Below are 25,141 nucleotides of genomic sequence, written 5' to 3'. Positions count from 1 at the left end.
AACCCCTTTATATTAAAAAGATTAAAATATATACCAAACTGTTATTAAAATTTCATAAAAATAATTGTAAATTTTGTATAAGCATTTTTTTCACTTTCAACTGTAATTAAGGCGTGATGTGCCTCTATAATAGCTTTGACAAGTGCCAATCCAATTCCGGTCGAGCCGTGCTTTTTAGAACTGCTTGATTTATAGAATCGTTCAAAAATATGAGGTAATTCTTCAGCTGACATTCCCTCTCCAAAGTCTTGGATTACTAGTTCTGTATAGATTGGAGAATTTTTGGCCTGAATCATTATTTTACCACCGGGTTTAGAATGTTCGATTGCATTCTTCAACAGGTTTAACAAAGCTTCCTGCATCCATAATTTGTCGTGAATAACGACTATTTCTCTTGGTGCATTCCAATCAATCAAAATATTTTTATCACTTATCATGCTTTGCAGGCGATTTAGTACTTCCTCAGTCGTATCTACTAAATTCCCTGGCTCTTTATCAAACGAAATCGCTTTTGCATCAATTTTTGCTACTTTTAACAAATTCTGAATTAAGACATTCATTCTAGAAATCTGAGTATCATTATTTTGTAGTAATTGAGCTTGTTGCTCTCGGGATAGTTTCTCATTTAACAACATTTCATTATAGATAGAAATAGTTGAAAGCGGCGTTTTTAACTGATGAGATATATCCTGCAACATTTCTCCTAAAAACCGCTTCTCTTCAAGCAAATCATGCATATTTTTTCTAATGATATCCCTCATTGAACGAAATGAAATCGCCAGTTTCGCGAAATCCCCTTCTTTATTCTCATTGATGACAACCGAGTAATCTCCCTCGATTATCTTTTTTGCAGCTCTAGTAAGCTGGCTAATCTTATTGAAAATAATTTTTTGTTGCATGTAATTTGCAACAAAAAGTAAAAATCCAAAAGCAATCAATCCCCACATCATAAATTGATTGTGATTAATAATTAGATTATTTAAGTGAGGAAAAAATTTTGATTCCAAGTCTTCATATAATCCATACTGCTTTAGGATCTCTGTCCCTTTTTCCTGATATTCACTTGAGTGAGACGAATGACTTGATAAGACTTTCATAATTTCCGCTTCATTTTCTGGATTCTGCTCTACCAACCTAGCTGTAATTTCACCCCATGTTGCAATAGAGTCTCTTTTCAAATGATCATAAAATAATTGTTGAATAATAAATTGGTAAATCACAAATATAGATAAAAGGACGGCCAGTATCGTCATATAGCTTTTTAACTCGGTATTTTTCATTATCTTGCTCACCCAATCACATCCTTGCTCCAACGATAACCATATCCTCTTTCGGTAACGATAAACTGTGGTTTTTGAGGATTGTCTTCAACTTTAGCTCTTAAACGCTTTATGTATACAGATAACGTGTTTTCATCAAAAAAAACATTATCTCCTTCTGTTATTTGTTGTAGGAGTTCATCTCTTTTTAATGCTTTGTGAGAATTCTTCATGAAATTCAATAGCAGTTTGTATTCTAAATTCGTCAATGTAATACTTTCACAATTTTTATAAACCTTGACTAGGTTCGTATCGATTCTTATATTCTCAGATTTTAAAATTTGAGATGGTGTTTCTAGCGACGCTTGTTTACGCAATTGTACTTTCACTCTGGCCATGAGTTCCCTAACCCGGAAAGGTTTGGTTATATAATCATCACCGCCTATATCAAGCCCCATTACCACATTTGCTTCTTCATCTAGTGCAGTTAAGAAAATAATAATCGAATTCTCGTTTTGCTTTTTAAAATACAAACATAAGTCATAACCATTACCATCTGGTAGGCCGATATCAAGGATGGACAAATCAAATGTATTGTGAACAAACTGGTGTTTAGCTTCTTTTACACTGGACGCTCTAATCACCTCATAACCTTCATTCCTCAATGAAAATTCGATGGCTAGCCCAAGAGCTTCATCATCTTCAACTAGTAATATTTTTTTATTCAAGTATGTCCTCTCCTTTTTCTTCCCCTAGCTTATTTTCCAATCAGAATAGCCTGACTATAATCTAGCCAGGCCTATAATATTACTCTTCTCTGATAGTATCAATGATATTATCTTGTTGAATTTTTTTCAATGGATTTAAGACTGATACATAACTAATTATTAAAGCTAAAACAAACGTAATAATACAAGCTTCATAGGGAATCGTCCATGCCATTTTCAACATATCAGATATAGCTAAATATATAATATAAGACAATATACAACCAAAAAAGATTCCTTGTAAACTTCCAGAAAAACCGTAAATCAGAGCTTCATAGGTAATCATTTTTTTCAAATCCTTTTGTGACATACCAATGGATTTCAACGCGGCCAGTTCTTTTCGTCTAGTCATAATGCTTATAGTTATAGTATTAAAGATATTAACACTACTAATTAAAGAAATGACTGTGATAAAACCATATGCAAGCACTTGTAAAGTAAGTTTTTCTTCTTTTTTTGTTTTATTTTCTTGATAATTATTTACGATTGTAATGGTATGATTTTTTCCAATCGTATTTTTTATTTCCAAAACTGTCGCGGTAGATTGAGTTACATCCTTTAATTTAGTTTCAATTTTATTGCCCTTCTTTTCGTATGCATTAGATATATTTCCAAGTGATTTTAACTGATTCAAAACTTGTGTAATTTCAGCTAAATAATCTGGATTCTTATCTTCTATCTTAATTGTAATATCCGATTTAATAGATGATTCATTGAAAGACTTAGATGCAAATGCAACATTCATTAAATAAGAGAAAGTAATAAATAACACACTACTTATAATAATTGATAAGATTGTAATGGTATAGCGATTTTTATTTCGCTTCACATTTTTCATAGCCATGCTCAAAGGAAAAGATAAAGGTTTTTTCAACATGGAATTCTTTTGCTTTTTGATTTGTTCCTTTTTAATTGACAACCTGCTGCTGATTGCTAATAATGGGGAAATTTTGCCTGCAAAATAAGCTGGGTACAAACTTGACGCTATTATAGAAAGGAAGGTAATAATCGAACTGATTAATACAATCTTCCAATCAACATGGAATATCGAGACCTCTTTACTATTTTCCATTAAAAGTGAAAAAATAAACTGAAGAGAGGCAAGCCCTATTAGGCTGCATATAATTCCAATGGGTATAGCGATAGCAGCCAGAAAAGTAGCTTCTCTCAGCACAATTTGTCTAATTTGCTTTCGTGTTGCACCAATGCTTCTCAACAAACCAAACTGCCTCGTTCGTTCCACGACACTGATTTGAAAAGCGTTGTAAATCACAACAACTGTCGCTATCACAACAATGCTGATTGTAATAATTAGCGTAGCCATAATTGAATCATTGTAACCTGGTTTCTCTAGTTGAATTAATTTTTCGCTTATATTAATATTATTCTCTCCGGAAATGGTCTTAATTCCCTCTAAAACCTCATTAAAGTTTGCTTTTGGGTTAATTCCGACTAATATTTTTCCTTCTCCAGCGCTAAACTCACGCTTGTAGATTAGTACCCGTCCCACTTTATTTTCCTGTGTATATGCACTATCACTTAGAAAACCAACCAGTTTGTATTTTTTCCCATTTAATACAAATGAATCACCTATTTGGATATTTTCTTTTATAAAAGGTAATACCCAGGGATCCACAGCAACTTCTCGATCATTAGATGGCACTCTCCCCTTAATAATGCTGTATTTTAAAAACTCCAAGGCATTATCATCAGCAAAATTCATTTGTACAGCAGCCTCTCCGACTTGGACTGTTTCTCCCTGTGACATTAAACCAAATGATTCAATTTGCGGGTTATATTTAATTTTTTTCAATATCGATTCATCGTAGTTTAATACAACAGCATGAAAAGAATACCCTTGATTCTTTTTCGTGTTCTCGATTTGAGAAATCTGAGTACCGTTCATAAATAGGCCGATTGTAGAAATTAAAGATACAGAGAGTATAATACCGATCAAAGTGAAAATTGTTCGTTTCATATTCCCCTTTAAGTATCTCCTGCTTAATTGTTTATAATGACCAATCAAAATTAATTTCCTCCCGTCTTAGGCTTATTCGTAGCTAGCCACTGATCGGAAATGATTTGGCCATCTTCAATTGTAATAATACGGTCAGAAGTTGATGCAATATTTAAATCGTGGGTAATCAATACAATAGTTTGATTATATTTCTTTGCTGTCAATCTTAATAAATCCATGACTTCTTTTGTATTTTGAGTATCCAGATTTCCTGTAGGCTCATCAGCTAAAATCAAATGTGGGCGATTTATAAGTGCTCTCCCAATCGAAACCCGTTGTTGCTGACCTCCTGATAATTCAGATGGTAAATGATTTTTTCTTTCATGAAGTCCCAGAATTTCAATAATTTCGTCCATATAAGGATTATCTACAGATTCATTATCCAGTAAAGTAGGTAAAGCTATATTCTCCTGCACGTTCAATACAGGAATTAAATTGAAGAACTGAAATATAAAACCAACTTTTCTTCTTCTAAATATCGAAAGTTCATTATCTGTATAATCATAAATATTATTCTCTCCAATAAACACACTTCCTGAGCTTGGGCAGTCCAACCCTCCTAAAATATGCAGTAATGTACTTTTACCTGAGCCAGAAGCTCCTACGATTGAAACAAATTCCCCTTGCTGTATAGAAAGATTTATGCCCTTCAAAGCATCTATCCTACTATTTCCTTCACCATAACTTTTAACTACATTTTCTATTCTTACGATTTCCATTTATATCACCTTCTTATCATTTTAAGTTAGTCTTGTACCTCTACAAAGTTTATTTTATGCTGATTATTCGATGAGACCTGATCAATCTCTTGTAAAACTTTATCTACTTCTTGTTTGTTTTTATAATCAAAATCACGTTTTTTAAATTGAATTAATTTCATTATTGACTCTGATTCAGAAATTGCATTATAGTCTTGGTCTTTTAGAATAACAAGGTCCATTGCGTCATACCCAATCCAAATTTGCTGTTTCACATACTGGGCAGATACCGTCTTACCGTTCAAATTCAACTGGTTATTTTCAAAGTTATCACCCGCATAAGAAAATAATAGATTATGGTCACTAGATACTTTATTTTTATCTTTCACCATCTCAGAAATAAGAGACGCTGAATTTGGATCTTTTCTAGCTCTTAGAAGTCCCTTATTAAATAATTTTACCGCGGTAGAACTATTAATAACTGTATATTCTGTAGTATTGATTTCAAATTCTTCATTTGTATCATTTTGTTTCTTATCTTCTTCTGATAATGGGATCCTTTTTGTTGTTGTGACATACTTTACTTTATAGTCTATCGATTGTTTAGTATCATCTTTAAATTCTTGTTTGACTTTTTCTACATCAGCTGCAGTACCACTAACTAGAATCCCATCGACTGGTTGTCCTGGACCTTGTACAAAACGTTTTACTCCTAGTCCTATTCCTATAAAAATAGCAATAACTACCGCATAACTTATAATTCTTTTCATTAGAATACTCCTTTAATAAATGGTTTATATCTGAATTATAGATGAGATTTTTTCATAAGTTAATGACTCCTATCTAACTATGTCAGAAGACTCCCTCCTTAATTTGTTTGATGGTTGGGTAGCGCTAGGAAATAGATGGGAGATACTGTCGAAAAAAGATAAAAATGACTCGATTATTTTTCGTGGATTTTATGCAAACTTTTATGTAAAATGTTTATATATAACCAAACGAAATCAAAATTCATCTAGTAACTTACACAAATTCCAAATGAAAGTGATGAATATTATGAATACCAATAACAACATGAATCAGTACAGAAAACATACTTTCATAATTGAACTACTAAAAAATTGAATAGAAAACATTATGAATCCTTGAAAAAGTCACAACCCTATAAAAAACAAGATTGTAACAAAAAATAACCTGAAAAGAGGGAGAAAATTATGGAACAAAGGAAATATTCAGTAACACCTCAAGATCGAATGAATTATATACTAGGTCTTTATTCCGCAAACCAACAAATTAATGCCGTTCTTTATTTTCCTATAGGTATATCAAAAAAGGTACTTGAACAATCAGTAAGAATAACGTTACAATTACAGCCCGTTTTAAACAGCCGTTTTGTAGAAAGTGATATGCCTTACTGGGAGGAACATTCATCTAATTCTAACTCACCAATTTGTTTTTTTGCAGAAGGAAATGATCAAAATCTTGAAATGATGGCAATAGATTTTATAAAGAAATCTGGAGATCCTATTCAGGGGCCTATGGTTCAGACAAAATTATTTCAAGGTACTTCAATAAATATGTTAGTTGTGAAATTATCTCATCTTTGTTCAGATGGCGCTGGAGTCAAGGCATATATTCATTTGCTGGGAGCAATTTATACTCAACTTTCTATGGGACAGTCTAAGGATGAAATTATAATGAGATATAATGCAGAAAATGAGGGTTTTCGCGATCAATCACCTGTTTTCAAATATACTGGAATAACAGACATAAAAAGTGCGTATCGTCCCAGCCAAGAACAACAAGCTGCGTTATGGGCTTTTCCATCTCAACCTAACAAAAATGCTCATCCAGAAATGGCCGTGCAACGGTTAAGCCGTGAGCAAACTCTACGTTTAATCCAGCGGACAAAGGCACAACAAGCTACCTTAAATGATGCAATCCTGACTGCATACTTCCGCTCTTTATCACATTTCGCTGTGTATGCAGAACCTCGTACCGCAAAAAAAATGGTTGGTTTAACAATTGATTTACGCCGATATCTCCCTAATCATACAACTGGTTCAATTTGCAACTTATCCGGGATGGAAATGCCAGTGATTAAAATGGAAAATGATGATTCATTTAATCAAACTCTAGTTCGAGTCAAAGAATCAATGGATATAATAAAATCTCAAAATCCAGGTCTTTCTTCAGCCGCAGGAATGGAGTTACTGGCAAGTAAAAAGCTATCTGAAGTGAAGGAAATGTATAAACAGCAATACGAACGGGCTTTACAAATGGGCATGGCTTTACCGTTACTTACTAATTTCGGATCGATAGCAGATGAACCTATTAAGTTTGGTGAAGTTCAGGCTCAAGACGGGTATATGACATCACCTATTATGTATGCACCATTCTTTACAATGGGAGCAAGCTCTTATAATGGAAGACTTACATTTACGATTGGGTATCATTCGCCAGATACAACAAAAGAAAAGGTATCGCAATTTTTAGATAGCGTGGTCAATCAACTATCGTGTTTGTAAGAGGAGTATGCCCCATGCTCAACAAGCTAAATTTATATAATAATAATCTTATACATTATTATTCTCTTTTTTATAGAAACAGGTCGAATCACAGGCAATAACACAACCTATAATGATTAATGTTACAGATAATAACTTAAGGCCCGTCTTATATATAATCTAAATCTTTAAAGTAAACAAAGGATATTACTAACTATCCCTAGCATCAAACCCTTATACTTTTGTATAAACATCTTATTCCTCTTTTCGTACAAATAAATTATTCCATATATAACAATACTAAATTATGGAATGTTTTCAAAGAATTAAAACGTTTTTATATTCAGTTTATATGTCTACTTCTTTACTTATCCCATAGATAAGTAAATCCAAAGAGATACAACAACGTCACGTCTTTTATAAACAGTACGACTTTATTGTTACTTAATAGTAGTGAGAAATATCACATATCTCATAAAAGGGCTGGGCGAAAATTTAAGTTTACTAAATACCTTTTCTAAAGTTTGAGTGCACCCTTTTTCTGTACACTCCATCCAATCTTTCATTAAATAACTATCTTCCCCCATAATTTCAAAGGATTTCCACTCGGTTATCCCGAATATATAAATTACCATTCTCACAAGGAGCGAATTTATATGCATCTATTCGAACACGAAACGTAAAACCGTTCCCCTTTCATAAGAGGTCCTCCTTTTTTCTTTTCTCACCATATCATTTACTTACAAAATAGGAGGATACCATTATGAAACGTGATCCATTATTTTTAACTTTATTAGAAAATGCTAATACAAATTTTAGCGGTTGGGATTTTTCTTTTATTTCAGAAACGGGTCGAATGAAGAGCGAGCCTTTATCGTGGTCATATGGCAGTACAGCTTTCCAGCTTATGCAGCATGCAGAATCAACGCTCGATATGGGGACTGGCGGCGGAGAGTTTTTATCTAAGTTACAACCGTTCCCGTCAACTATTTATGCTACTGAGGGCTACGCTCCAAACGTGCCAATTGCTCGAAAGAAATTAGAGCCTTTAGGGATTACTGTTGTAGAGGTGAGCGATGATACTGCATTGCCATTTCAAGATGGTCAGTTTAATCTAATCCTAAATCAACATGAATCATATGCTGCTTCTGAAGTAAAAAGAATCCTTTCTCCTAATGGAACCTTTCTGACACAACAAGTTGGCGGTCTTGATTGCGCTGAACTTAATGAGCAGTTTGGCTCACCGCTAAATAGCGAATTTGCAAGTTGGTCGCTTGAAGCGGCATGTAGTGAGTTAGAGGAAAATGGATTTACTATTTTAGAAGAAAAAGAAGAGTTCCCTTTTCAACGCTTTTATGACATTGGCGCTATCATCTATTACTTAAAAGCAATTCCGTGGCAAATTCCTGATTTTACTGTCGAGGGTTACTATGAGGAATTATATCGTATACATGAGATCATTTTGCAAAAGGGATATTTTGATGTGAAGCAACATCGATTTATGATTAAGGCGATTCGAAAGTAAAAAAGAGATGGATATACCATCTCTTTTTTATTTTCACTCAATATTTTCTATATTTAAACACTTTGTTTCACAGTAATAGCCTTTGCCACCAACATAAACTTTTTCTATTTTATTCTCGCTATCGGTTGCTAATTTAACTAATATTTCGGAAGGCGAGTGTAAAGAATAACCTTGTTCAAATACATAGACTTCTTTTTGTAAGTAGTGCTGTTCATAAAGATAGCAAGCTAATGCACCATTTGAAGTTCCAGTCGCTGCTTCTTCATTAATGTCGTATAGTGGAGCAAAGTTTCTGCATATAATTCGATTGTCATTAAAAGTATATAGATGCATCCCGACAACATTATAATACTTGCTGATTTCTTTAATTTTTTCAAAATTAGGTTGCAGTGTATGTAATTGTGTTTCGCTTTTTATAGGAACTAAAATATCTTTTAAGCCCGTGGAGACAATTTGAATTGGGTATGTATTGTCTATATCTTCAATGTCAAAGCAGTCGATAAACTCATTTGGAGATATAACATCATAGAATATCGGTTCGTTTTGTTCCATGAATATAATATCATCTTTTATGGTAATAGTAAGAACACCGCTGTTCGTTTCAATCGTATAGCGATTCTTGAAAAGTTTATTTACATGCATCAGTATCGCGAAAGAGCCAATTGTGGCATGACCACATAAATCAACTTCCTCTTTTGGTGTAAAATACTCAATTTTATAATCAGCAACTTCAGATTCTGATATAAATGCGGTTTCCGCATAGCCCAGTTGTTTGGCTATTGCCATTTTTTGAGTAGTAGTCAATGTATTCTCCATAAATACCACTCCTGCTTTATTTCCGCCTTTATGATCCTTGCTAAATGCACTTGCAACATAAACAGATATTTTCATAAGACACCTTCCTTCCTCACTTATAGTAAATTGTAGCATAGAACGTACTACGTATATATATTGTTGGATAAATTCGCCATACAGCAAGAGACAAACTATTTTTTAGCATCTGAACTCTCCAAAAATAGTTTATCTACAGCCTGAGAGTTGGGTCTACCATCACTTTTTCCCGTTTATTTAACAAAAGTTTGTGGTGCCTTCTAGATTGTTAAGTAAGTTCACGCCTTGCAATCGCATCAGCTAATGTAATAAGTTGCTTGTGCGTTATCTTTCCTGTTACCTTCGCTTTAATAATTTTTTCCATTTCTTTTGTAATAATCATACTCTCTATTGCTAGACTTGCTTTAGCTTCTTGGATAGCTTCATTTAGTTATTCCTCACTATTGAATGCCATAATTTAAGTTATCTCCTTCACATCATTTTATTTACTCTTTCAATACGAGAAAAGTAATATCATCCCATTTTTCATCTAATTTTAAAGTAGTCTTTTCAATACTAGCTCCAGTTAACACATCATATCCTTCAATCTCAGCTACCAATTGTTTCGTTTTACTCTTTGGATTCATATCTTTGTATAAGATATACACCTTATTACCATGTACTTGTATATCTGAAATCCCTTTATCCTCTCTATTGATTTTTGTATTTTTGTCACTTTGTAATGAATATGTGCGTATGATGTTCAAATTCTCATCTAATTCTTTCATTTTCTCATCATTATTTAAAACATACACCTTATTATCAATTATCTGCACTAGAACAGGTATGAATTGCTTTTCGTCTAATATCGTTTCTTTTTCTACTACTCTAGTCTTCGTATTTACCATAATTAATTTAGGTGGTAACTTTTGATTCACATTATCACTTAATACGAGTAATAATTTATCTTTATACTTTTGAAAAATTACTTTTTGAGCAGTTGGTGCAAAATACACATTTTCATTAGGAATTTCAAATTCGTTTATCTTTTTATTTGTCGCCAAATCTATTTCTGAAATATATACTTTATCTAACGTTTGTGAAAATGCGTACATGTTATTCTGAATAATATGCGCCCCTTGAATCGTTCCTTTTAGTTCTACACTTTCTTGCTTTTTATCACTCTCTTTCCAATATACAAGTTCACTTGTATATCCCTTCTTTTCGTCCACCAATCCAATATTTACATCATAATATACATACCCTTGCTCTGCATGGATGAAATATGCCCCTGCGTTTACATCTTGTAATTCTTTAGGTCTATTTATCTCTTGTATCTTGCCTATCTTATCAATAGCATAATGATTGTTATTTCTATTTGATGAGAAATAGTACCCCTTTTCATCTTTTGCATTACTCATCATACTTTGTCCATCTATCTCTATTTTACTAATCTCATTTCCTTTCTTATCATATCCATATATGTAACCACCGTCTTTCATTGCATTTGAATAGGAAACAAGATAATCTGCTTTTTGAATATTTTTAAGTTCTTTATTGTCATTAATATTTTTAGAACAACCTACAAAAAGAAACATTGTACATATTATAACTTTAGCTATTAAAATATATTTCTTTAGCATGTAATCACCCCACATATATAGTGAAAGCAATCGACAATTAAATGCCGATTGCTCTATAAAATATTGTTTATCAATTAGAATAGAAAATAGTAGTATTTGATGATTTTACTAATTCCATTGGTGTAACAACAGTGTCCCAAGTAACATTATCAATATCAATACCTTGATTTTTCCAAGAACGCCATGCCAATTGAGAACAATAAAACTTATCCGTTCTATTTTTATCGAAGAATGACCAATTATAACCTTTTCCAATTTGTCCCTGAGCATATGAAGCTGCATTTAAATATTTTGTATTGTTAGCTCCCTTCACCCATAGACCATAAACTTTAGAACGTCCTTTCCATGTATTAGGGTAATATTGGACTCCATCTTTTCCAGTTGGACTCCAACTTTTTGCAAATGATTCTATTGTACGACTACTATCTTTTGATACGATCGCTGTGTGTCCTACACCGATAGAAGAACTTCCAGAATTAATTTCATAACTGACTAAAACATCCCTTTTGTACCTAAAGCAGATCCTGCTAACGCAACAAGACCATTTAATTCATTTTGACTATATGCAGGATCATCAATTTTAGAATACAATTCTTTCGCTTCTTCTGGATGTGTTGTTTTTAACTCATCAATCTCTTTCAAATCGTTTTCCGCTTTAATTTTCGCATCTTTTTCGAAAAACTCTTTTCCTTCTTTAGAAATTTCAACAAATTGTTTTACCTGTTCCAACGTCATGCCACTATCTTTCATCATCTGAATCTCATACTCTACTGACTTTGGCTGAAAAACTTCCGTTTCAGCTCCATACGCAGTTTCAGCTACAATACCTCCCCCAGCAAGTATTCCACCTACTAATAACAACGGTACTATTTTTTTCTTTGCGACTTTCATCATAACAACTCCCATCCCTTGTGATAAGCGCATTTCCCTATATTTGTAAGCGTTTCTTCATATCACAACAAGAAATGGTAAAAATACACATTTTATTTTTTTCTCAAGAGTTATCAGGAAAACCGAACAATTTAATAATTTTCATATAAAAATGCAAATTTCATATTTTATTGTAAAACAACACTATACTATTAAAAAAATTATATAGAATAAAATTTTCCCCTTGCAAAAAGCCCAATCCTATAAGGCATTCGGCTTTTTATTTCTATTCAATAAGAGTATTTCATTTCCTTTTCTAATGAAGCAAATTGTGTACTTATACATACGTCCATTACCTTTCTTTACACATGAGTTATTTAGTTTATTTTTAAGTAAAAACACTCGCCTTACAATTCCTTACTACATAATATATAGTACAACTTTCATACGTAAACACTTTACGTAAAGCGAAAGAATCCTTTTTAGAAAGGAGAATTAACATCGATACTATAAGCAATGAATTTCTAAAACTTTATTACGACAGCAATGTTTGGTTACATGATACACATTGGCTCGGGGTCCCCATTCTCAAGCTTCCCTCTGATCTTTTTTTGTATCAAGAAATTATTTACGAATTAAAACCCGATTTAATTATTGAATGCGGCACTTGTTATGGTGGTAGCGCATTGTATTTAGCTTCTATATTAGATTTAATCGGGAAGGGTCACGTTGTTACTATTGATATATTCCCTCAACCAAATCGTCCATCCCATGACCGAATTACGTATGTAACAGCTTCTTCTGTTTCTGTACAGGCCGTTCAAACTATATTAAATATGCGCAAACCTGCTGATGTAATTTTAGTTATTTTAGATTCAGACCATAGTAAAGAGCATGTAGCAAAAGAACTTTTACTTTATCAATCTATCGTTACGACTGGCAGTTATATTATTGTAGAGGATACATCTATTAACGGAAATCCTGTTTATCCTGATTGGGGTCCTGGTCCAATGGAAGCTGTTGAAGAGTTTTTAGCTACAAATAAAAATTTCATAATCGATGAATCTAAACATAAGTTTTTCATATCATTTAATCCAAAAGGTTTTTTAAAGAAAATAAAGTGAAACGTTAATAAGTGGGGTTTTGTTCATCCCCACTTATTCTATGATCTTCATCTTTGAAAAAGGATAATATACAAACTCCACTTTTCCTATTATGTTATCTTCTTCAATATATCCTAGGCCATTTCGACTATCTCTACTAAGTTCACGATTATCTCCCATTACAAATAACTTATTTGGCGGGATTTTTGTCTTTTGAAAGTTGTAAAACACCTGCGTATTATTGAATAAATCTTTATTTGTATACGGTTCTTCTTGCTTTTTATCATTCACATATACTGATCCATTCGTTATGCTAATTACGTCACCTGGAAGTCCTATTACTCGTTTCACATAATATTTCGACTCATCCTCTTCCTTTATAATGACAATTTCTCCGTGCTCTAAATTAGAAAAATGTACTGCTGCTTTATTTACAAATACGTAATCTTCTTCATATAAAGTTGGTTGCATCGATTTCCCTTCCACTTTACATAAAGTAAAAGAATGATAGGCTACTACCAAAACAAACACGAAGAGTATGTATTTCCCCCAGCCTCTTTTAATTTCCTGTTTCATATCCATTCCCACCTTATTTAAACGCTTTTTAACTCAAAAAATAGATCACTGCACAATATATCTCCATGCAGTGATACTATTTTTACTGGGCCTTGTTCGGTTGTTCTACTGGGACTGGATTTCCACCCGTTCTTTTCGCTTTCAATTCAAAATACGCATCCAAAATCTCTTTACCAATCGCGGAATTAATTCCTGATTTGTCATCATTCACCCATGGTACAACAACTGAGAAAGCTACTTCCGGATCAGCATCATATGGTGCATAACCGGCAAGAGTTAAATTATAACATTTTTTTCTGTTATTGTTTTCATCTCTTCCAATATCACTTTCCCCACCATATACGGTTTCAGCTGTTCCTGTTTTTCCAGCTGGTTTATACGGTAATCCTTTAAACGTTGCAGTACCTGTCCCGTCAGTCTCTTGAAATACTCTTCTAAACCCTTCTTTTACATGATTAATATATGAAGTGTCCATATCCACTCGATTTAAAATAACTGGTTCTATAGACCGAACAACTTTTCCAATATCCTCTGGTCTATGTGGTTGCTCTCTCACTTCTTGTACAATTTGTGGTTTCATTCGGTAACCGCCGTTTGCAATTGTTGAAATATACTGAGCAAGTTGCAGCGGCGTATATGTATCGTACTGTCCAATCGCATAATCAAGTAAAAAACCAGGTATGTTATCTGTTCTACCCATTTGACCAATCGATTCATTCGGCAAGTCAATTCCAGTCGGTACACCTAATCCGAACTGTCTAAAATAGTAGCGCATTTTATTAAATGTCTCTTTTTTAATATCTAGCGGATTGTTTGGTACATAATTTACACCTGCCATTTTTAATGCTGTATTAAACATATAAACGTTTGATGAAACTTGTAAAGCTCTTAAATCATCAATATCACCAAAATCTTTCCACGATTTCTTTGGCTTGACACTTCCTTTAAAATACATCGGTGCATCAAAGAAATGCGTATACGGCTTAATTGTTTCAGTTTGATATCCGGCTAATAACGTAGCGCCTTTCACAGTTGACCCTAACTCATAAGAACTTGTCATCGTTCCTAAAGCAAAGTCTTCTATCTGCATTCCGCCATCTTTATTTACAATTTTCTTTCCACCCATTGATAAAATTTGACCGTTTTTCGGGTTCATCATTACAACGAACGCACGATCCATCATTGGCTCTGCAGAATGAAATGCTCGTAAATTCTTTTCAAGACTTTCCTCTACTTTTTTCTGTAACTCCATATCAACAGTTAACATTAAATTATTTCCGCTTTTTCCTTCAGTCACTTTTTCCGTCCGAATAATATTCCCTGCTTTATCCGTAATATTTTTAGACTGTTCTTTCGTTCCATGTAATGCATCTTCGTATTGTTTTTCGATGTAGCTCTTACCAATGCGATCATTTCGGTTATAATCACGCACTAAATAATAATCTAACTGCTCTCTTGGCAAACCCTCATTTTCAGTAGAAACGCTACCAAGGATAGAACGAAGTATTTTATCATTTGGGTATTCACGTTCCCAATCCACTGTCGTATCCACTCCTGGTAAACTTGCCAACCTTTCACTTACGATTGCATATTCGTTTTGACTTACATCTTTTTTAACAATTTGCGGCGTCATTTTATATCCCGCATTCATCCTACTTTTAATTGCTAGTACTTCTAGATCCTCTTTTGATAGTTCGCTTAATTCTTCTTGCGTAATTCTTTCACGGCGCAACTCTTCAACTTTTTTATCTAATTCTTTCCCCTCTATCTCTTGCTTCCTAAATGCACTCTCATCTTCTTTCGTTACTTTTTCTGCTGCTCGTTTTTCATTTAACTGCATCCAAAAATCTTTTTTATCTGTTTCTGTCAACTTATTTATATCTTCTGGCGACATTTCAATTAGCTGGGCTAAATTTTTTGCTACTTGTAAAACTTCTTTCGAATCTGCTCCTTTCATTTTCGTATATGTAACGGTTCGTAGCGGTTTATTATTTACAATAACTTGACCTACCCGATCAAACATTTTCCCTCTAGGAACAGGAGTGCTTACCGTTACATCTTCCTTTTTGTTTACTTCATTTCTATACGTTTCTCCATCAATGATTTGTACTTTACCTAATTGAATTATAATAGCTGAAAATAAAAGAAAGACGATAAAAAATAGTACATTTAATCGAAATGGAATATGAGTCTTTTTCTTTTTCGATTGTTTCTTCTGCTCCTTTTTCTGTCTCATTTCGCTCCCTCGCTTCATTCTATTAACATTTCTACATAGAATCATTATGTATCAAATTTATTTATATGATATATATAGAATTTTATATTAATTACTAAAGAAATAAAAGATTTAATTTTCAGTTTTTTAATTTTACATCCCATTTATTACCATTCCCTTATTAAAGAATAACATGAATGTTATTCAAACAAAAAACTGAGGTGTTCTCTATACACCTCAGTTTTTCATAAAAATAATAACTTATTTAACCGACGATACCCCGTCAATAAACTCACCAATCTTATTTTGAAAAACAAAATCAAAGTTATATTCTTGCCCTGTTAACTCTTCATTTACTAAAATGGTCGTTGCTCCGATTTCCCTCTTTGCGATTTGCGGGAATGAAGCGACAGGTTGCACTTTTAATGACGTTCCCATAACGATAAGTACATCTGTTTCATATAAACGTTTTATCGCATTTTGATATTGCGGCAATGTATCTCCGTATAAAACAACGTCTGGATTTAAAATAAAATTACACTTCTCGCAGCGAGGCACTTCATGATCAATCATATACTGCAAATCATATCCCACTTTACACTTCGGACAATGTGCTGTTTGAAGTGTTCCATGTAAATCAATGACATGCTTACTACCGCCTAATTGATGTAAACCGTCAATATTTTGCGTTAAAATCGTAATATCTTTCCCTTGTTCTTCTAATTCAGCTAAAAAGCGATGCCCGCGATTTGGTTTATATTGATGAAACGTATTAATTTGAAAGATTTCTTTATAATGCTTCCAAAATTCTTTCGGGCTTCTGTTATAGTACCCTCTTGATAAATACATCTCCACATTCGCATCAGCATACAATCCATTTGCTGAACGAAAATCTGGAATACCGCTTTCCGTACTTGCTCCTGCACCTGTTAACACTGTAATTTTCTTCGCTTTTTCTAAAATTGAACGTACTTCTTCAAATTGCACAAAAATCACCTCTATGTATATTGCTATACTTATTATACCAGTTGTTTACAGGAGGTGTTGTCTTTGTATAACGAACTCTTTAAACTTCCTTATTTTATATAGTTTTTCTTAATGATATCTTTTGCATTTTTGTAAAGAAATACAAAGAAGATAACTGCTAGGATACCGTTTACCCAGTAATATGTATTTCCAGAGGCAAACCTATTATAAAAGGATTGAGCATTATAATATAATAGGCCCGCTGAAAGCACGGTAGCGATTACTAACATACCAAAACTTTTCAAGATACCCACCTCAATTTTAAAAATTCCGATTTTTAAAATAATTATACATGAAAATGGGAGAATTTGAAATGTGCAATGTATCCTATCATTATCAAGCTAACGATACATCCTTCCTCCAAACAAAAATAACAACTACATACGCACTTCGGTACTACCTAAGAATCTTACTTAATGTGTCGTACCCCCAACTTCTACAATATCTACCTCAACTGTCGTCATTACCTCAACTGCCAACTCTATCCCCTTACTAATAGTAGAAAGTGACATACTCGGTTGACCTGGATAGTTACTCGCTTGTTCTGGTAAAAACGGAATATGAATAAATCCGCCTTTTATTTTCTTATCATGCTTTTCTAGTTCATGCATGAGACCGTAGAATATATGATTACAAACGAATGTACCTGCTGATTGTGAAACGGAAGCTGGTATGCCCTCTGCTTGTAGTCTTTTTACAATTGCTTTCATCGGAAGCGTAGACCAATAGGCAGCCGGTCCTTCTTCTACAACTGGTACATCTACTGGCTGATTCCCTTCATTATCAGCAATCCTTGCATCATCAATATTAATTGCGACACGCTCTATCGTAATATCTGGTCTGCCCCCAGCTTGCCCAATGCATATAATCATTTCAGGATTTAGTTCTTCTATATATTCTTTTAAAACTTGTATTGATTTATGAAATACAGTTGGTACCTGTTTACTAATAATCTTGTACTCTCCGATTGTTTTTTCATGTAAACTTTTTGCGACTTCCCAAGCTGGGTTAATACTTTCTCCGCCGAACGGATCGAATCCTGTTAATAATACTGTTTTCATAGTTTTCCCCTCCTAATTAGAAACGATATACTAGGCCGTACATAATAAACATATTGATAATGAAAATGGAAAGAGCAATTGGTACTTGAGCCTTAATAACGGCATTTTTATCTTTCAATTCTAAAAGCATTGCTGGAACGATATTAAAGTTTGCTGCCATTGGTGTAAGCAGCGTTCCGCAATATCCAGCAAACATACCGAGAGCTGCCATAATTGCTGGGTTCCCGCCGTGCATTTGTACAATTAGAGGTAAGCCAATTCCGCCAGTAATTACTGCAAACGCTGCGAAAGCATTTCCCATCACGACTGTAAATAGCATCATTCCTAAACAATATGCCATAACAGCAACGAACGGATATTCTGTCGGTAACACTTGTCCAACTAAATCAGAAACGACTTGTCCAACGCCAGATTTCGCGAAAATCCCGCCAAGTGCAGCTAACATTTGTGGTAAAATTACAGCCCAGCCGACAGCTTGTAATAGTCTGCTTCCTTCTTGAACAGGCGTTGTTATTTTCGACTTTGTAATACGCATCGCCGCAACGAACGCAAGTAATGCTCCTAGTGCTAATGCTACTAGCGTTACTTTATCTGGATCAACAAGTGAGACATTTCCCCATTTGATTTTCCCTAACGTTAATGTACCGATAATCGTAAAAATAGGAATTAATAGTGCAGGCATAAAAATTTTATTTTTCAATTTCTCAGCATGTTTCACACGTTCTTGTATTGGAACTTCTTTCTCCTCTGATTTTGTTACTTTGTTTAGTGAAGCTAACACGACCATAGCGAGTACGATACAACCAACGTAAAACGAAGGGATTACATTTCCAAATAAAAATGTAACTGCAAATAACGCCCAAAATAAGCTAGAACCAAATCGATTTGGATGTTCACGATCAAATGCAATACGAACAGCGATAAAGGCAACGATTATACCTAATACGTAATAAATTGTATCCATTGTGATAATGTTCATTTTATATTGCCTCCTTCTCTTCTTTTTCTTTTGATTCCATCGTTTTCGCTATATATTTATCAAATCTTCTAAATCTGATCCAGCTTACAATAAGTGCAGATATTGCGGTTGGAATACCCCAGAGCGCCATATCCCACACACCGACATGCATACCTACTGAATCAAAGAATCCTTTCATTAATAAAATCGCACCAGTTGCGATAAAAATATCTTCTCCGAAAAACCAAGCTGTATTTTCCGCAGCTGCTGCGTTTGCTTTAATCTTTTCTCTTAACTTTTCAGGGAGCTTACCGTATTTGCCTTGCGCAGCCCCTTCTGCCATCGGTGCAACGAGCGGTCTTACTGTTTGTGCATGACCACCAATATTCAGTCCAAGTGCTGCTGATGATTCTCTTATCGTAAAATACGACATTAATACTCTTCCAGTTGTTGCGCCTTTTGATTTCGTTATAAGTGCTTCTGCTCTTTCTTTTAAACCGTAACGCTCTAAAATTCCGATTACCGGTAAAGTTAATATAATTGGCATAGACATATATCTGTTTTCTATGAAAAATTTACCGAACATACTGATCACATCATAAAAACTTAATCCTGAAACCATACCAGTAACAATACCAGCGACCATAACGACTAACAGTGTATTTAGCCTAAATAAAAAACCCACTGCAACAAGTAATATCCCGATTAATTTAATCATTTCTAGCACTTCCCCTCATTTTTCATTTCGGTGCACAAATAGAAATACCATTATTTTCGAATGTTCTGTATATTTTTTTCGCAAATTGGACTGCTTTCTCTCCATCACCATGTAAACAAATCGTCTGTGCGTGAACTGCTACTTTCTCTCCGCTCACCGCTCTTACATAGCCTTCTTTCACCATTTGAAGCACTTGCTTTATCGCTTCGTCTTCATTTTTTATAAGTGCATTCTCTTCTGTCCGGCTCGTTAATGTTCCATCTTGCTTATACGTACGATCTGCAAAAGCTTCTTGTACGAGAGTTATATTGTATTTTTCTGCAGCCTGTATAAATGCCTCGCTATTTGCTAATCCGTAAAGTAATAGACTTGGATTAATACGATACATTGCCTTTGCGATTGCATCTGCAATTTCCAGATTAGTCGCCGCCATATTATATAGAGCACCGTGCGGCTTTACATGTTGCATTTTCCCGCCTGCCGCTTTCACAAATGCGTCTAATGCGCCAATTTGATACAATACATAATCGTATACTTCACTCGCTGACACATTCATATTTCTTCTTCCAAATCCAATTAAATCTGGAAAACCAGGATGTGCGCCTATTGCTACATTGTGCTGCAGAGCTTTTCCAACCGTTTGCCTCATTACAACCGGATCACCCGCATGAAAACCGCAAGCAACATTTATAGAGGAAACGAACGGAAGAATTTCATCATCATTCCCCATTTTATAAGCTCCAAAACTTTCTCCCAAATCACAGTTTAAATCGATTGTCGTCACGATATTTCCCTCCTAGTGTCAGCTTCGTAAAGCGATGAATTTCTTTAATAGATTCATATTTATTTCTTGTTCTATGTACAATTGTTCCGCTTCTCCAAGCGTAATTTTCTCAAAAGAAACATAGTCCCCCGGTTTTAGCTGAGCAAGAAGTGGTAAATCTACTGAAATAATATTCCCCATTCTCGGATAGCCACCTGTCGTTTGCCTATCTGCCATTAATATAATCGGCTGTCCTCCATTAGGAACTTGAATGGTCCCAAATGTAACGGGACTCGATAAAATCTCTTTTTCTTCCACTCTATTTAAAACTTCTCCTTCAACTCTATAGCCCATGCGGTCAGCGTGATTAGATACTTTATACTCTTTCGAAAAAAATGCCTGTATACTTTCTTCTGTAAATTGATCATATTCAAAATCAGTTATGACGCGAAGCTTAGGGTATTTCTTATACTTTGGCAGTATGCTGCTGCTAATTGCCCATTTCGTTTTGATTCGCTCATCCTTTTGTAAATCTTGAATGAAACGACTCGCTATTTCTGAGTGGGTACCTATTTGAAAATAATCTCCTTTTTTCAGCATTCTTCCTTCAATACCACCAATCGCAGCACGTATGTAAGTACTTTTGCTTCCCATCGTACGATCAATATGTATACCACCTGCAAATGTTACATACGTTCTGCAACCACTTTTCACTTTCCCAAAACAAAGCATGCTACCTTCTTCCGCTAAAATGGGACGCCATAACGGGATACGTTCTCCATTCAATAACGGTTCCATATCCGCACCGCCAATCGCAAGTAACGTCGTTTTCTTTATTAACAATTTAGGCCCCATGATCGTCATTTCGAGTCCCGCTTCATTCTCGTCATTACCAACTAACATATTGATTATCCGAAGTGCACTTTGATCCATAGCCCCGCCAACAGGTACACCGTATTGCTGATAATGAGATCGCCCTAAATCTTGGACTGTTGTAAACATACCTGCATGCAAAACCTCTACATCCATTCTTTAGCCCCCTCAAGTGATATGTACTCTTCCTTCGTTATTGGGATAAATCGTAAATACATACCGCTTTGGGTATACGTTGGTGTTTCTTCTTCCGGATTAAATAAGGAGATTGGTGTTCGGCCAATAATATTCCATCCACCCGGTGTTTCAAGCGGGTAAATACCTGTTTGATTTCCGCCAATACCTACTGAACCAGGAGAGATTTGTAACCGCGGTATTTCTTTTCTAGGTGTTGCTAGTTCTTTTGATAGTCCTCCTAAATACGGGAACCCTGGTGTAAAACCTAACATATACACAAAATATGTTGTTTCACTATGTATACGAATGACATCTTCTACTTGCAAACCGTGATAATGTGCGAGCTCTTCTAAATCAGGTCCATATTCTCCTCCGTAACAAACTGGTATAGAAATATGTTTCACATCTCGTTTCAACTCTTCCTTATACGTATCGAACATTCCTGTTATGTATTCGCATACGTAATCATACGGTCTTATCTTTCTATCATTTCCTTTCCATACTTCATATAAATTGTAGTAAACGGCTAATGAAGTAAACGACGGAACGCATTCAATCATTCCTGCAAATGGATGTTGCTGCAACGCTTGAAATAGTCGTTGTACTTTTCCGTATACATCCATCCCGATTTCTTCACCAAATGTAACAATAATTGCTTGATCCCCTAACGCAGAAAATTTCATCCCACTCCCTCTTTCTATGCCAAAAAGCCGAGTTCTTTCGAAATGCGATTCGCTGTTTCTTTCACCTTCGCGATAAAATATGAAATATTACTTTCGCTGTACTCAATTGCTAATCCCGAAATACTAATACCCGCTACAACCGTTCCATCGCTTGCGAAAATGGGCGCTGCTATAGCCGCTGTATGATTTTCTAACTCCGAGTAGCTAATTGTATGTCCTTCCTTTTTCGCCATTTGCAACACTTCTAACAATTGTTCCTTATCCACAATTGTTCCATCTGCAAACTGTTTTAAATCCGTTTCCTCTATGTATTTCCGTTTCTCTTCCTCAGAAAAATATGATAGTAAAATTCTCGGACATGCACCCGCATAAAGTGGCGCTCTTCTTCCAACTGCCGTATACACGCGTACAGGCTGAACGCCTTCCATCTTTTCCGCATAAATCGCGTCATTACCATCTTGAATAATTAAATTAACTGCCTGGCCTAAACTATCTCTAAGCTCTTTCATATATGGGATCGCAATATTCCTTACTGATAATCTTTGTGAAACAAGTTGACCGAACCGTAAAAATACGACCCCTAAACGATATTTCCCCTTCTCGTTTTTTTGTAAGAACTCCATTTCTTCTAACGAGCCAATTAAACGATATACAGATGTTTTCGGCATACTCGTAAGCTGAACCATCTCTGTTAAACTTAGCTCTTCATACTCATAAAACAACTCTAAAATATCCATTGTCTTAACTGCCGTTTTATTTATACTCATTCTATCTCCCTCTTGTTCCGAAATGCGGAACTTGAATTCCGTTTTTCGAAACAAACATATAATTTAAAATTATAAAATATTCTTTCAATTCTATCAATATTTTTTTCAAGCACATAATCCGATATATTTTGTCAGTAATTTAAAATAAGCATAAATAATTACATACATCTGTAAATTTTTATATTAGACTATAATCCTTTCGAACCATTTGATTTATTATGGTATATGTACAATAAAATGTGAGGAGTGTTTCTTTTGAAAAAACTGCTAGTGATTCCTGCCATTATGTTATCTTTTTGTATAGGTTATAATGTGATTTTTGCGACAAATGAAGATACTCATTCAGCCGCTAAAGTTGCACAACATCATAAAATAGCGAACGAAGAAATTCATTTTTTCGGATCAAGTATTTCTGGCTTTAACTACTCTCATGGGGATGACTTAAGCGTTCTTGTAAAAAATATAGGCGATTCTCCTCTGCGTTACACTTTATATAACGCTAAAGATTCTTGGATGATTGATGGAACTTTAAAACCTGGGGAACAAGCAATAAGTGAATTTAGTATAAATTGGAGTGATTGGCTTCCTGAAGGTGAATACAAGATCAATTTTAGAAATAATGATGGTTCTCTTTCAAAAGTTCAAGTTATAGCCAAGCCAAACATTTAAATAAATATGACAAAAAAAGTATGGAAGAATATTTCTCCCATACTTTTTCTTTATAACGCTCTTACTTGTTTCAACGGCCAGAAAACAGCTTGTCCTTTTCCGACAATCTCATCTTCTGAAATAAATCCGAACATACGACCGTCTTTAGAAACTTCACGATTATCTCCTAAAACAAACACTTGGCCTTCTGGCACTTTCGTTTTTCCTGTGATTTGTTCTAACGTAAAGTCTGGAGTTAATACACGGCCTGCTGCTTTTTCTTTAAACTCTTTTAAATATGGTTCTTCCATCGCTTTTCCGTTTACATATAACACATCGTTTTTATACTCAACTGTATCGCCTGGTAAACCAATTACTCTTTTTACTAAATCGTATCCTTCTTTTCCGTGGAAGACGATAATATCAAAGCGTTCTAATCCACTTATACTATAACCAATCTTATTCACAAGAACTCGTTCGTTATTTTCTAAAGTGGGCATCATCGATTCACCTTGTACTAATGACGGTGTAAATAAGACACCGCGAATAATAGCGATTAATACAAGGGTAAATCCTATCGTTTTAGCCCATGAGAATAATTCTTTCTTCGTATTTTCCTTCATCGTTTCTCCTCTTTCTTACGTGTTTATTGTATGATTTGAACTAATTCCTGTACTAAATTAGGATCAATTTCAGCAAAACATGATTTCCCTTCTCTTACCGCTGTACCGACATGAGCTTGCGAAATTCCAGTTTCATCTAGCAATCGCTTTATATTTTCTTTCGTCACGCCAGCTCCAGCTACAAGTTGAATTTGACCATCGCTTACCTTTTGCATTTCTGTAAGCATCGGAATATTATCAACTATATTTCCTTGCCCACCTGAAGTTAAGACGTGAGTCACTTTATGAAACTTCTTTAAAGTTCTCATCGCTTCTACTGGACTTTCTGTGTCGTCTATTGCTCGGTGATATGTGACATTTATCCCCTCTACCACAGATAATAAATCCGCTAGTTTCTCTTCATCTACTTCATTTCGTTCATTTAATACACCTAATACAACACCAGCTACTCCTAATTTCTGAGCAACTACAATATCTTCTTTCATCATTTCAATTTCTTCTTCCGTATATGTAAAAGACTTCGCATGCGGACGAATCATAACGTGAATCGGTATATGTACTGCTTCTACCGCTTTTTTAATAAATGCATAGCTCGGCGTTAAACCGCCTTCTGTATAAGATGAAATTAATTCAATTCGCTTCCCGCCAGCTCGTTCAATTCGTTTTACATCTTCTAAACATGTTGCAATAACCTCTAGCATGAGATGACCTCTTTTCGTGCTTTTTTCTTATTATAACATTAGTAAAAATAAGAAACCTAGCTTTCTCCTTTAAAACTATAAAAAGAAGAATGAAAAGAAAGATTTTTTAAATTGATAATTCTATAAAAAAGGAGTAGCCTCCTAGAACTTCAG

The 25,141-nt window shown here is 34.5% G+C and carries 26 protein-coding genes and 1 pseudogene; 4 read left to right on the top strand and 23 right to left on the bottom strand.

Annotated features, from left to right (window positions below; all coding sequences use genetic code 11):
* Positions 1-44: 44 nt before the first annotated feature.
* The 5 genes from KVT31_RS18025 to KVT31_RS18005 all read right to left on the bottom strand — a co-directional run bounded on the left by KVT31_RS18025 (position 45) and on the right by KVT31_RS18005 (position 5,511).
* Positions 45-1,280, bottom strand: a complete 1,236-nt coding sequence (locus tag KVT31_RS18025; protein ID WP_088096947.1) for a HAMP domain-containing sensor histidine kinase — start codon at positions 1,278-1,280, stop codon at positions 45-47.
* A gap of 8 nt (positions 1,281-1,288) precedes the next feature.
* Complete coding sequence (locus tag KVT31_RS18020) at positions 1,289-1,987, bottom strand: response regulator transcription factor (protein ID WP_088096857.1); 699 nt, start codon at positions 1,985-1,987, stop codon at positions 1,289-1,291.
* Positions 1,988-2,066: 79 nt separating this feature from the next.
* On the bottom strand, positions 2,067-4,052 hold the full coding sequence (locus KVT31_RS18015) for an ABC transporter permease (RefSeq protein WP_088096858.1): 1,986 nt from the start codon (positions 4,050-4,052) through the stop codon (positions 2,067-2,069).
* Positions 4,053-4,054: 2 nt separating this feature from the next.
* On the bottom strand, positions 4,055-4,762 hold the full coding sequence (locus KVT31_RS18010; protein ID WP_088096859.1) for an ABC transporter ATP-binding protein: 708 nt from the start codon (positions 4,760-4,762) through the stop codon (positions 4,055-4,057).
* A gap of 26 nt (positions 4,763-4,788) precedes the next feature.
* On the bottom strand, positions 4,789-5,511 hold the full coding sequence (locus tag KVT31_RS18005; protein ID WP_088096860.1) for a lipoprotein BA_5634 family protein: 723 nt from the start codon (positions 5,509-5,511) through the stop codon (positions 4,789-4,791).
* A 444-nt stretch (positions 5,512-5,955) separates the two neighbouring features.
* On the opposite strand from KVT31_RS18005, the gene KVT31_RS18000 reads away from it, so the two are divergent.
* Together KVT31_RS18000 and KVT31_RS17995 are read left to right on the top strand one after the other, a co-directional pair.
* A complete protein-coding gene (locus tag KVT31_RS18000) occupies positions 5,956-7,269 on the top strand; it encodes a condensation protein (RefSeq protein WP_088096862.1) in 1,314 nt (437 codons plus the stop codon).
* Positions 7,270-8,011: 742 nt separating this feature from the next.
* A complete protein-coding gene (locus KVT31_RS17995; protein WP_088096864.1) occupies positions 8,012-8,773 on the top strand; it encodes a class I SAM-dependent methyltransferase in 762 nt (253 codons plus the stop codon).
* A 33-nt stretch (positions 8,774-8,806) separates the two neighbouring features.
* Here the strand turns inward: KVT31_RS17995 and KVT31_RS17990 are convergent, their stop codons facing one another.
* The 5 genes and pseudogenes from KVT31_RS17990 to KVT31_RS17970 all read right to left on the bottom strand — a co-directional run.
* Complete coding sequence (locus KVT31_RS17990; protein WP_088096865.1) at positions 8,807-9,664, bottom strand: PhzF family phenazine biosynthesis protein; 858 nt, start codon at positions 9,662-9,664, stop codon at positions 8,807-8,809.
* Positions 9,665-10,089: 425 nt separating this feature from the next.
* Positions 10,090-11,226, bottom strand: coding sequence for a hypothetical protein (locus tag KVT31_RS17980; RefSeq protein WP_140392482.1), 1,137 nt, complete (start codon positions 11,224-11,226; stop codon positions 10,090-10,092).
* 70 nt (positions 11,227-11,296) lie between these two features.
* On the bottom strand, positions 11,297-11,539 hold the full coding sequence (locus KVT31_RS30335) for a YiiX/YebB-like N1pC/P60 family cysteine hydrolase (RefSeq protein WP_308162480.1): 243 nt from the start codon (positions 11,537-11,539) through the stop codon (positions 11,297-11,299).
* A gap of 179 nt (positions 11,540-11,718) precedes the next feature.
* Positions 11,719-12,117 (bottom strand): MerR family transcriptional regulator, encoded by a 399-nt coding sequence (locus KVT31_RS30330; protein WP_249276712.1) that lies wholly within the window; start codon positions 12,115-12,117, stop codon positions 11,719-11,721.
* A gap of 249 nt (positions 12,118-12,366) precedes the next feature.
* Positions 12,367-12,441: pseudogene (locus KVT31_RS17970) on the bottom strand (DNA mismatch repair protein MutT); the annotation flags it as partial.
* Positions 12,442-12,596: 155 nt separating this feature from the next.
* On the opposite strand from KVT31_RS17970, the gene KVT31_RS17965 reads away from it, so the two are divergent.
* The gene (locus tag KVT31_RS17965) at positions 12,597-13,220 is read left to right on the top strand and encodes a CmcI family methyltransferase (RefSeq protein ID WP_140392483.1); all 624 of its coding nucleotides are present in this window, start codon (positions 12,597-12,599) and stop codon (positions 13,218-13,220) included.
* A 33-nt stretch (positions 13,221-13,253) separates the two neighbouring features.
* On the opposite strand, the gene lepB (KVT31_RS17960) is transcribed toward KVT31_RS17965, so the two are convergent.
* The 11 genes from lepB (KVT31_RS17960) to KVT31_RS17910 all read right to left on the bottom strand — a co-directional run bounded on the left by lepB (KVT31_RS17960) (position 13,254) and on the right by KVT31_RS17910 (position 23,016).
* Entirely contained in the window at positions 13,254-13,775 is a 522-nt protein-coding gene (lepB, locus tag KVT31_RS17960; protein WP_046954250.1) for a signal peptidase I, read from the bottom strand.
* A gap of 82 nt (positions 13,776-13,857) precedes the next feature.
* Entirely contained in the window at positions 13,858-16,011 is a 2,154-nt protein-coding gene (locus KVT31_RS17955) for a peptidoglycan D,D-transpeptidase FtsI family protein (protein ID WP_088096867.1), read from the bottom strand.
* A gap of 240 nt (positions 16,012-16,251) precedes the next feature.
* Positions 16,252-16,986, bottom strand: a complete 735-nt coding sequence (locus KVT31_RS17950) for an NAD-dependent protein deacylase (protein WP_088096868.1) — start codon at positions 16,984-16,986, stop codon at positions 16,252-16,254.
* Positions 16,987-17,066: 80 nt separating this feature from the next.
* Complete coding sequence (locus KVT31_RS17945) at positions 17,067-17,261, bottom strand: hypothetical protein (RefSeq protein ID WP_088096869.1); 195 nt, start codon at positions 17,259-17,261, stop codon at positions 17,067-17,069.
* A 168-nt stretch (positions 17,262-17,429) separates the two neighbouring features.
* Positions 17,430-18,077: a pyroglutamyl-peptidase I gene (gene pcp / locus KVT31_RS17940; protein ID WP_088096870.1), complete on the bottom strand. Its 648-nt coding sequence runs from the start codon at positions 18,075-18,077 to the stop codon at positions 17,430-17,432.
* Positions 18,078-18,093: 16 nt separating this feature from the next.
* Positions 18,094-19,056, bottom strand: a complete 963-nt coding sequence (locus tag KVT31_RS17935) for a DUF979 domain-containing protein (RefSeq protein WP_088096871.1) — start codon at positions 19,054-19,056, stop codon at positions 18,094-18,096.
* 1 nt (position 19,057) lies between these two features.
* Complete coding sequence (locus KVT31_RS17930) at positions 19,058-19,753, bottom strand: DUF969 domain-containing protein (RefSeq protein WP_060631398.1); 696 nt, start codon at positions 19,751-19,753, stop codon at positions 19,058-19,060.
* A 22-nt stretch (positions 19,754-19,775) separates the two neighbouring features.
* Positions 19,776-20,537: a 5-oxoprolinase subunit PxpA gene (gene pxpA, locus KVT31_RS17925; RefSeq protein ID WP_088096872.1), complete on the bottom strand. Its 762-nt coding sequence runs from the start codon at positions 20,535-20,537 to the stop codon at positions 19,776-19,778.
* Positions 20,538-20,555: 18 nt separating this feature from the next.
* The gene (locus KVT31_RS17920) at positions 20,556-21,545 is read right to left on the bottom strand and encodes a 5-oxoprolinase subunit C family protein (RefSeq protein WP_088096873.1); all 990 of its coding nucleotides are present in this window, start codon (positions 21,543-21,545) and stop codon (positions 20,556-20,558) included.
* Positions 21,536-22,249 (bottom strand): 5-oxoprolinase subunit PxpB, encoded by a 714-nt coding sequence (gene pxpB, locus KVT31_RS17915; RefSeq protein ID WP_088096874.1) that lies wholly within the window; start codon positions 22,247-22,249, stop codon positions 21,536-21,538. The genes KVT31_RS17920 and pxpB overlap by 10 nt, the downstream gene beginning before the upstream one ends.
* A gap of 14 nt (positions 22,250-22,263) precedes the next feature.
* On the bottom strand, positions 22,264-23,016 hold the full coding sequence (locus tag KVT31_RS17910; protein WP_088096875.1) for an IclR family transcriptional regulator: 753 nt from the start codon (positions 23,014-23,016) through the stop codon (positions 22,264-22,266).
* 255 nt (positions 23,017-23,271) lie between these two features.
* Here KVT31_RS17910 and KVT31_RS17905 point away from each other — a divergent pair, with 255 nt between their 5' ends.
* Complete coding sequence (locus KVT31_RS17905) at positions 23,272-23,685, top strand: hypothetical protein (protein WP_088096876.1); 414 nt, start codon at positions 23,272-23,274, stop codon at positions 23,683-23,685.
* Positions 23,686-23,735: 50 nt separating this feature from the next.
* Here KVT31_RS17905 and lepB (KVT31_RS17900) read toward each other — a convergent pair whose 3' ends face one another.
* Positions 23,736-24,287 (bottom strand): signal peptidase I, encoded by a 552-nt coding sequence (lepB, locus tag KVT31_RS17900; RefSeq protein ID WP_000662493.1) that lies wholly within the window; start codon positions 24,285-24,287, stop codon positions 23,736-23,738.
* 23 nt (positions 24,288-24,310) lie between these two features.
* The gene (locus KVT31_RS17895; protein WP_088096877.1) at positions 24,311-24,988 is read right to left on the bottom strand and encodes a copper homeostasis protein CutC; all 678 of its coding nucleotides are present in this window, start codon (positions 24,986-24,988) and stop codon (positions 24,311-24,313) included.
* Positions 24,989-25,141: the final 153 nt, after the last annotated feature.

Origin of the sequence: Bacillus sp. GbtcB14 (genome assembly GCF_019091205.1) — a bacterium.
GTDB lineage: Bacteria > Bacillota > Bacilli > Bacillales > Bacillaceae_G > Bacillus_A > Bacillus_A cereus_AG.
Note: the sequence above shows the minus strand (reverse complement) of the source record. Positions and strands in the feature narration are given on the sequence as shown.

What these genes read in the sequence shown, in the direction of transcription:
- KVT31_RS18025 (WP_088096947.1), bottom strand. Translation starts at nt 1,280, where the DNA reads ATGAAAAATACCGAGTTAAAAAGCTATATGACGATACTGGCCGTCCTT.
- KVT31_RS18010 (WP_088096859.1), bottom strand. Translation starts at nt 4,762, where the DNA reads ATGGAAATCGTAAGAATAGAAAATGTAGTTAAAAGTTATGGTGAAGGA.
- KVT31_RS18005 (WP_088096860.1), bottom strand. Translation starts at nt 5,511, where the DNA reads ATGAAAAGAATTATAAGTTATGCGGTAGTTATTGCTATTTTTATAGGA.
- KVT31_RS18000 (WP_088096862.1), top strand. Translation starts at nt 5,956, where the DNA reads ATGGAACAAAGGAAATATTCAGTAACACCTCAAGATCGAATGAATTAT.
- KVT31_RS17995 (WP_088096864.1), top strand. Translation starts at nt 8,012, where the DNA reads ATGAAACGTGATCCATTATTTTTAACTTTATTAGAAAATGCTAATACA.
- KVT31_RS17990 (WP_088096865.1), bottom strand. Translation starts at nt 9,664, where the DNA reads ATGAAAATATCTGTTTATGTTGCAAGTGCATTTAGCAAGGATCATAAA.
- KVT31_RS17980 (WP_140392482.1), bottom strand. Translation starts at nt 11,226, where the DNA reads ATGCTAAAGAAATATATTTTAATAGCTAAAGTTATAATATGTACAATG.
- KVT31_RS30330 (WP_249276712.1), bottom strand. Translation starts at nt 12,117, where the DNA reads ATGAAAGTCGCAAAGAAAAAAATAGTACCGTTGTTATTAGTAGGTGGA.
- lepB (WP_046954250.1), bottom strand. Translation starts at nt 13,775, where the DNA reads ATGAAACAGGAAATTAAAAGAGGCTGGGGGAAATACATACTCTTCGTG.
- KVT31_RS17955 (WP_088096867.1), bottom strand. Translation starts at nt 16,011, where the DNA reads ATGAGACAGAAAAAGGAGCAGAAGAAACAATCGAAAAAGAAAAAGACT.
- pcp (WP_088096870.1), bottom strand. Translation starts at nt 18,077, where the DNA reads ATGAAAACAGTATTATTAACAGGATTCGATCCGTTCGGCGGAGAAAGT.
- KVT31_RS17935 (WP_088096871.1), bottom strand. Translation starts at nt 19,056, where the DNA reads ATGAACATTATCACAATGGATACAATTTATTACGTATTAGGTATAATC.
- KVT31_RS17930 (WP_060631398.1), bottom strand. Translation starts at nt 19,753, where the DNA reads ATGATTAAATTAATCGGGATATTACTTGTTGCAGTGGGTTTTTTATTT.
- KVT31_RS17920 (WP_088096873.1), bottom strand. Translation starts at nt 21,545, where the DNA reads ATGGATGTAGAGGTTTTGCATGCAGGTATGTTTACAACAGTCCAAGAT.
- pxpB (WP_088096874.1), bottom strand. Translation starts at nt 22,249, where the DNA reads ATGAAATTTTCTGCGTTAGGGGATCAAGCAATTATTGTTACATTTGGT.
- KVT31_RS17910 (WP_088096875.1), bottom strand. Translation starts at nt 23,016, where the DNA reads ATGAGTATAAATAAAACGGCAGTTAAGACAATGGATATTTTAGAGTTG.
- lepB (WP_000662493.1), bottom strand. Translation starts at nt 24,287, where the DNA reads ATGAAGGAAAATACGAAGAAAGAATTATTCTCATGGGCTAAAACGATA.
- KVT31_RS17895 (WP_088096877.1), bottom strand. Translation starts at nt 24,988, where the DNA reads ATGCTAGAGGTTATTGCAACATGTTTAGAAGATGTAAAACGAATTGAA.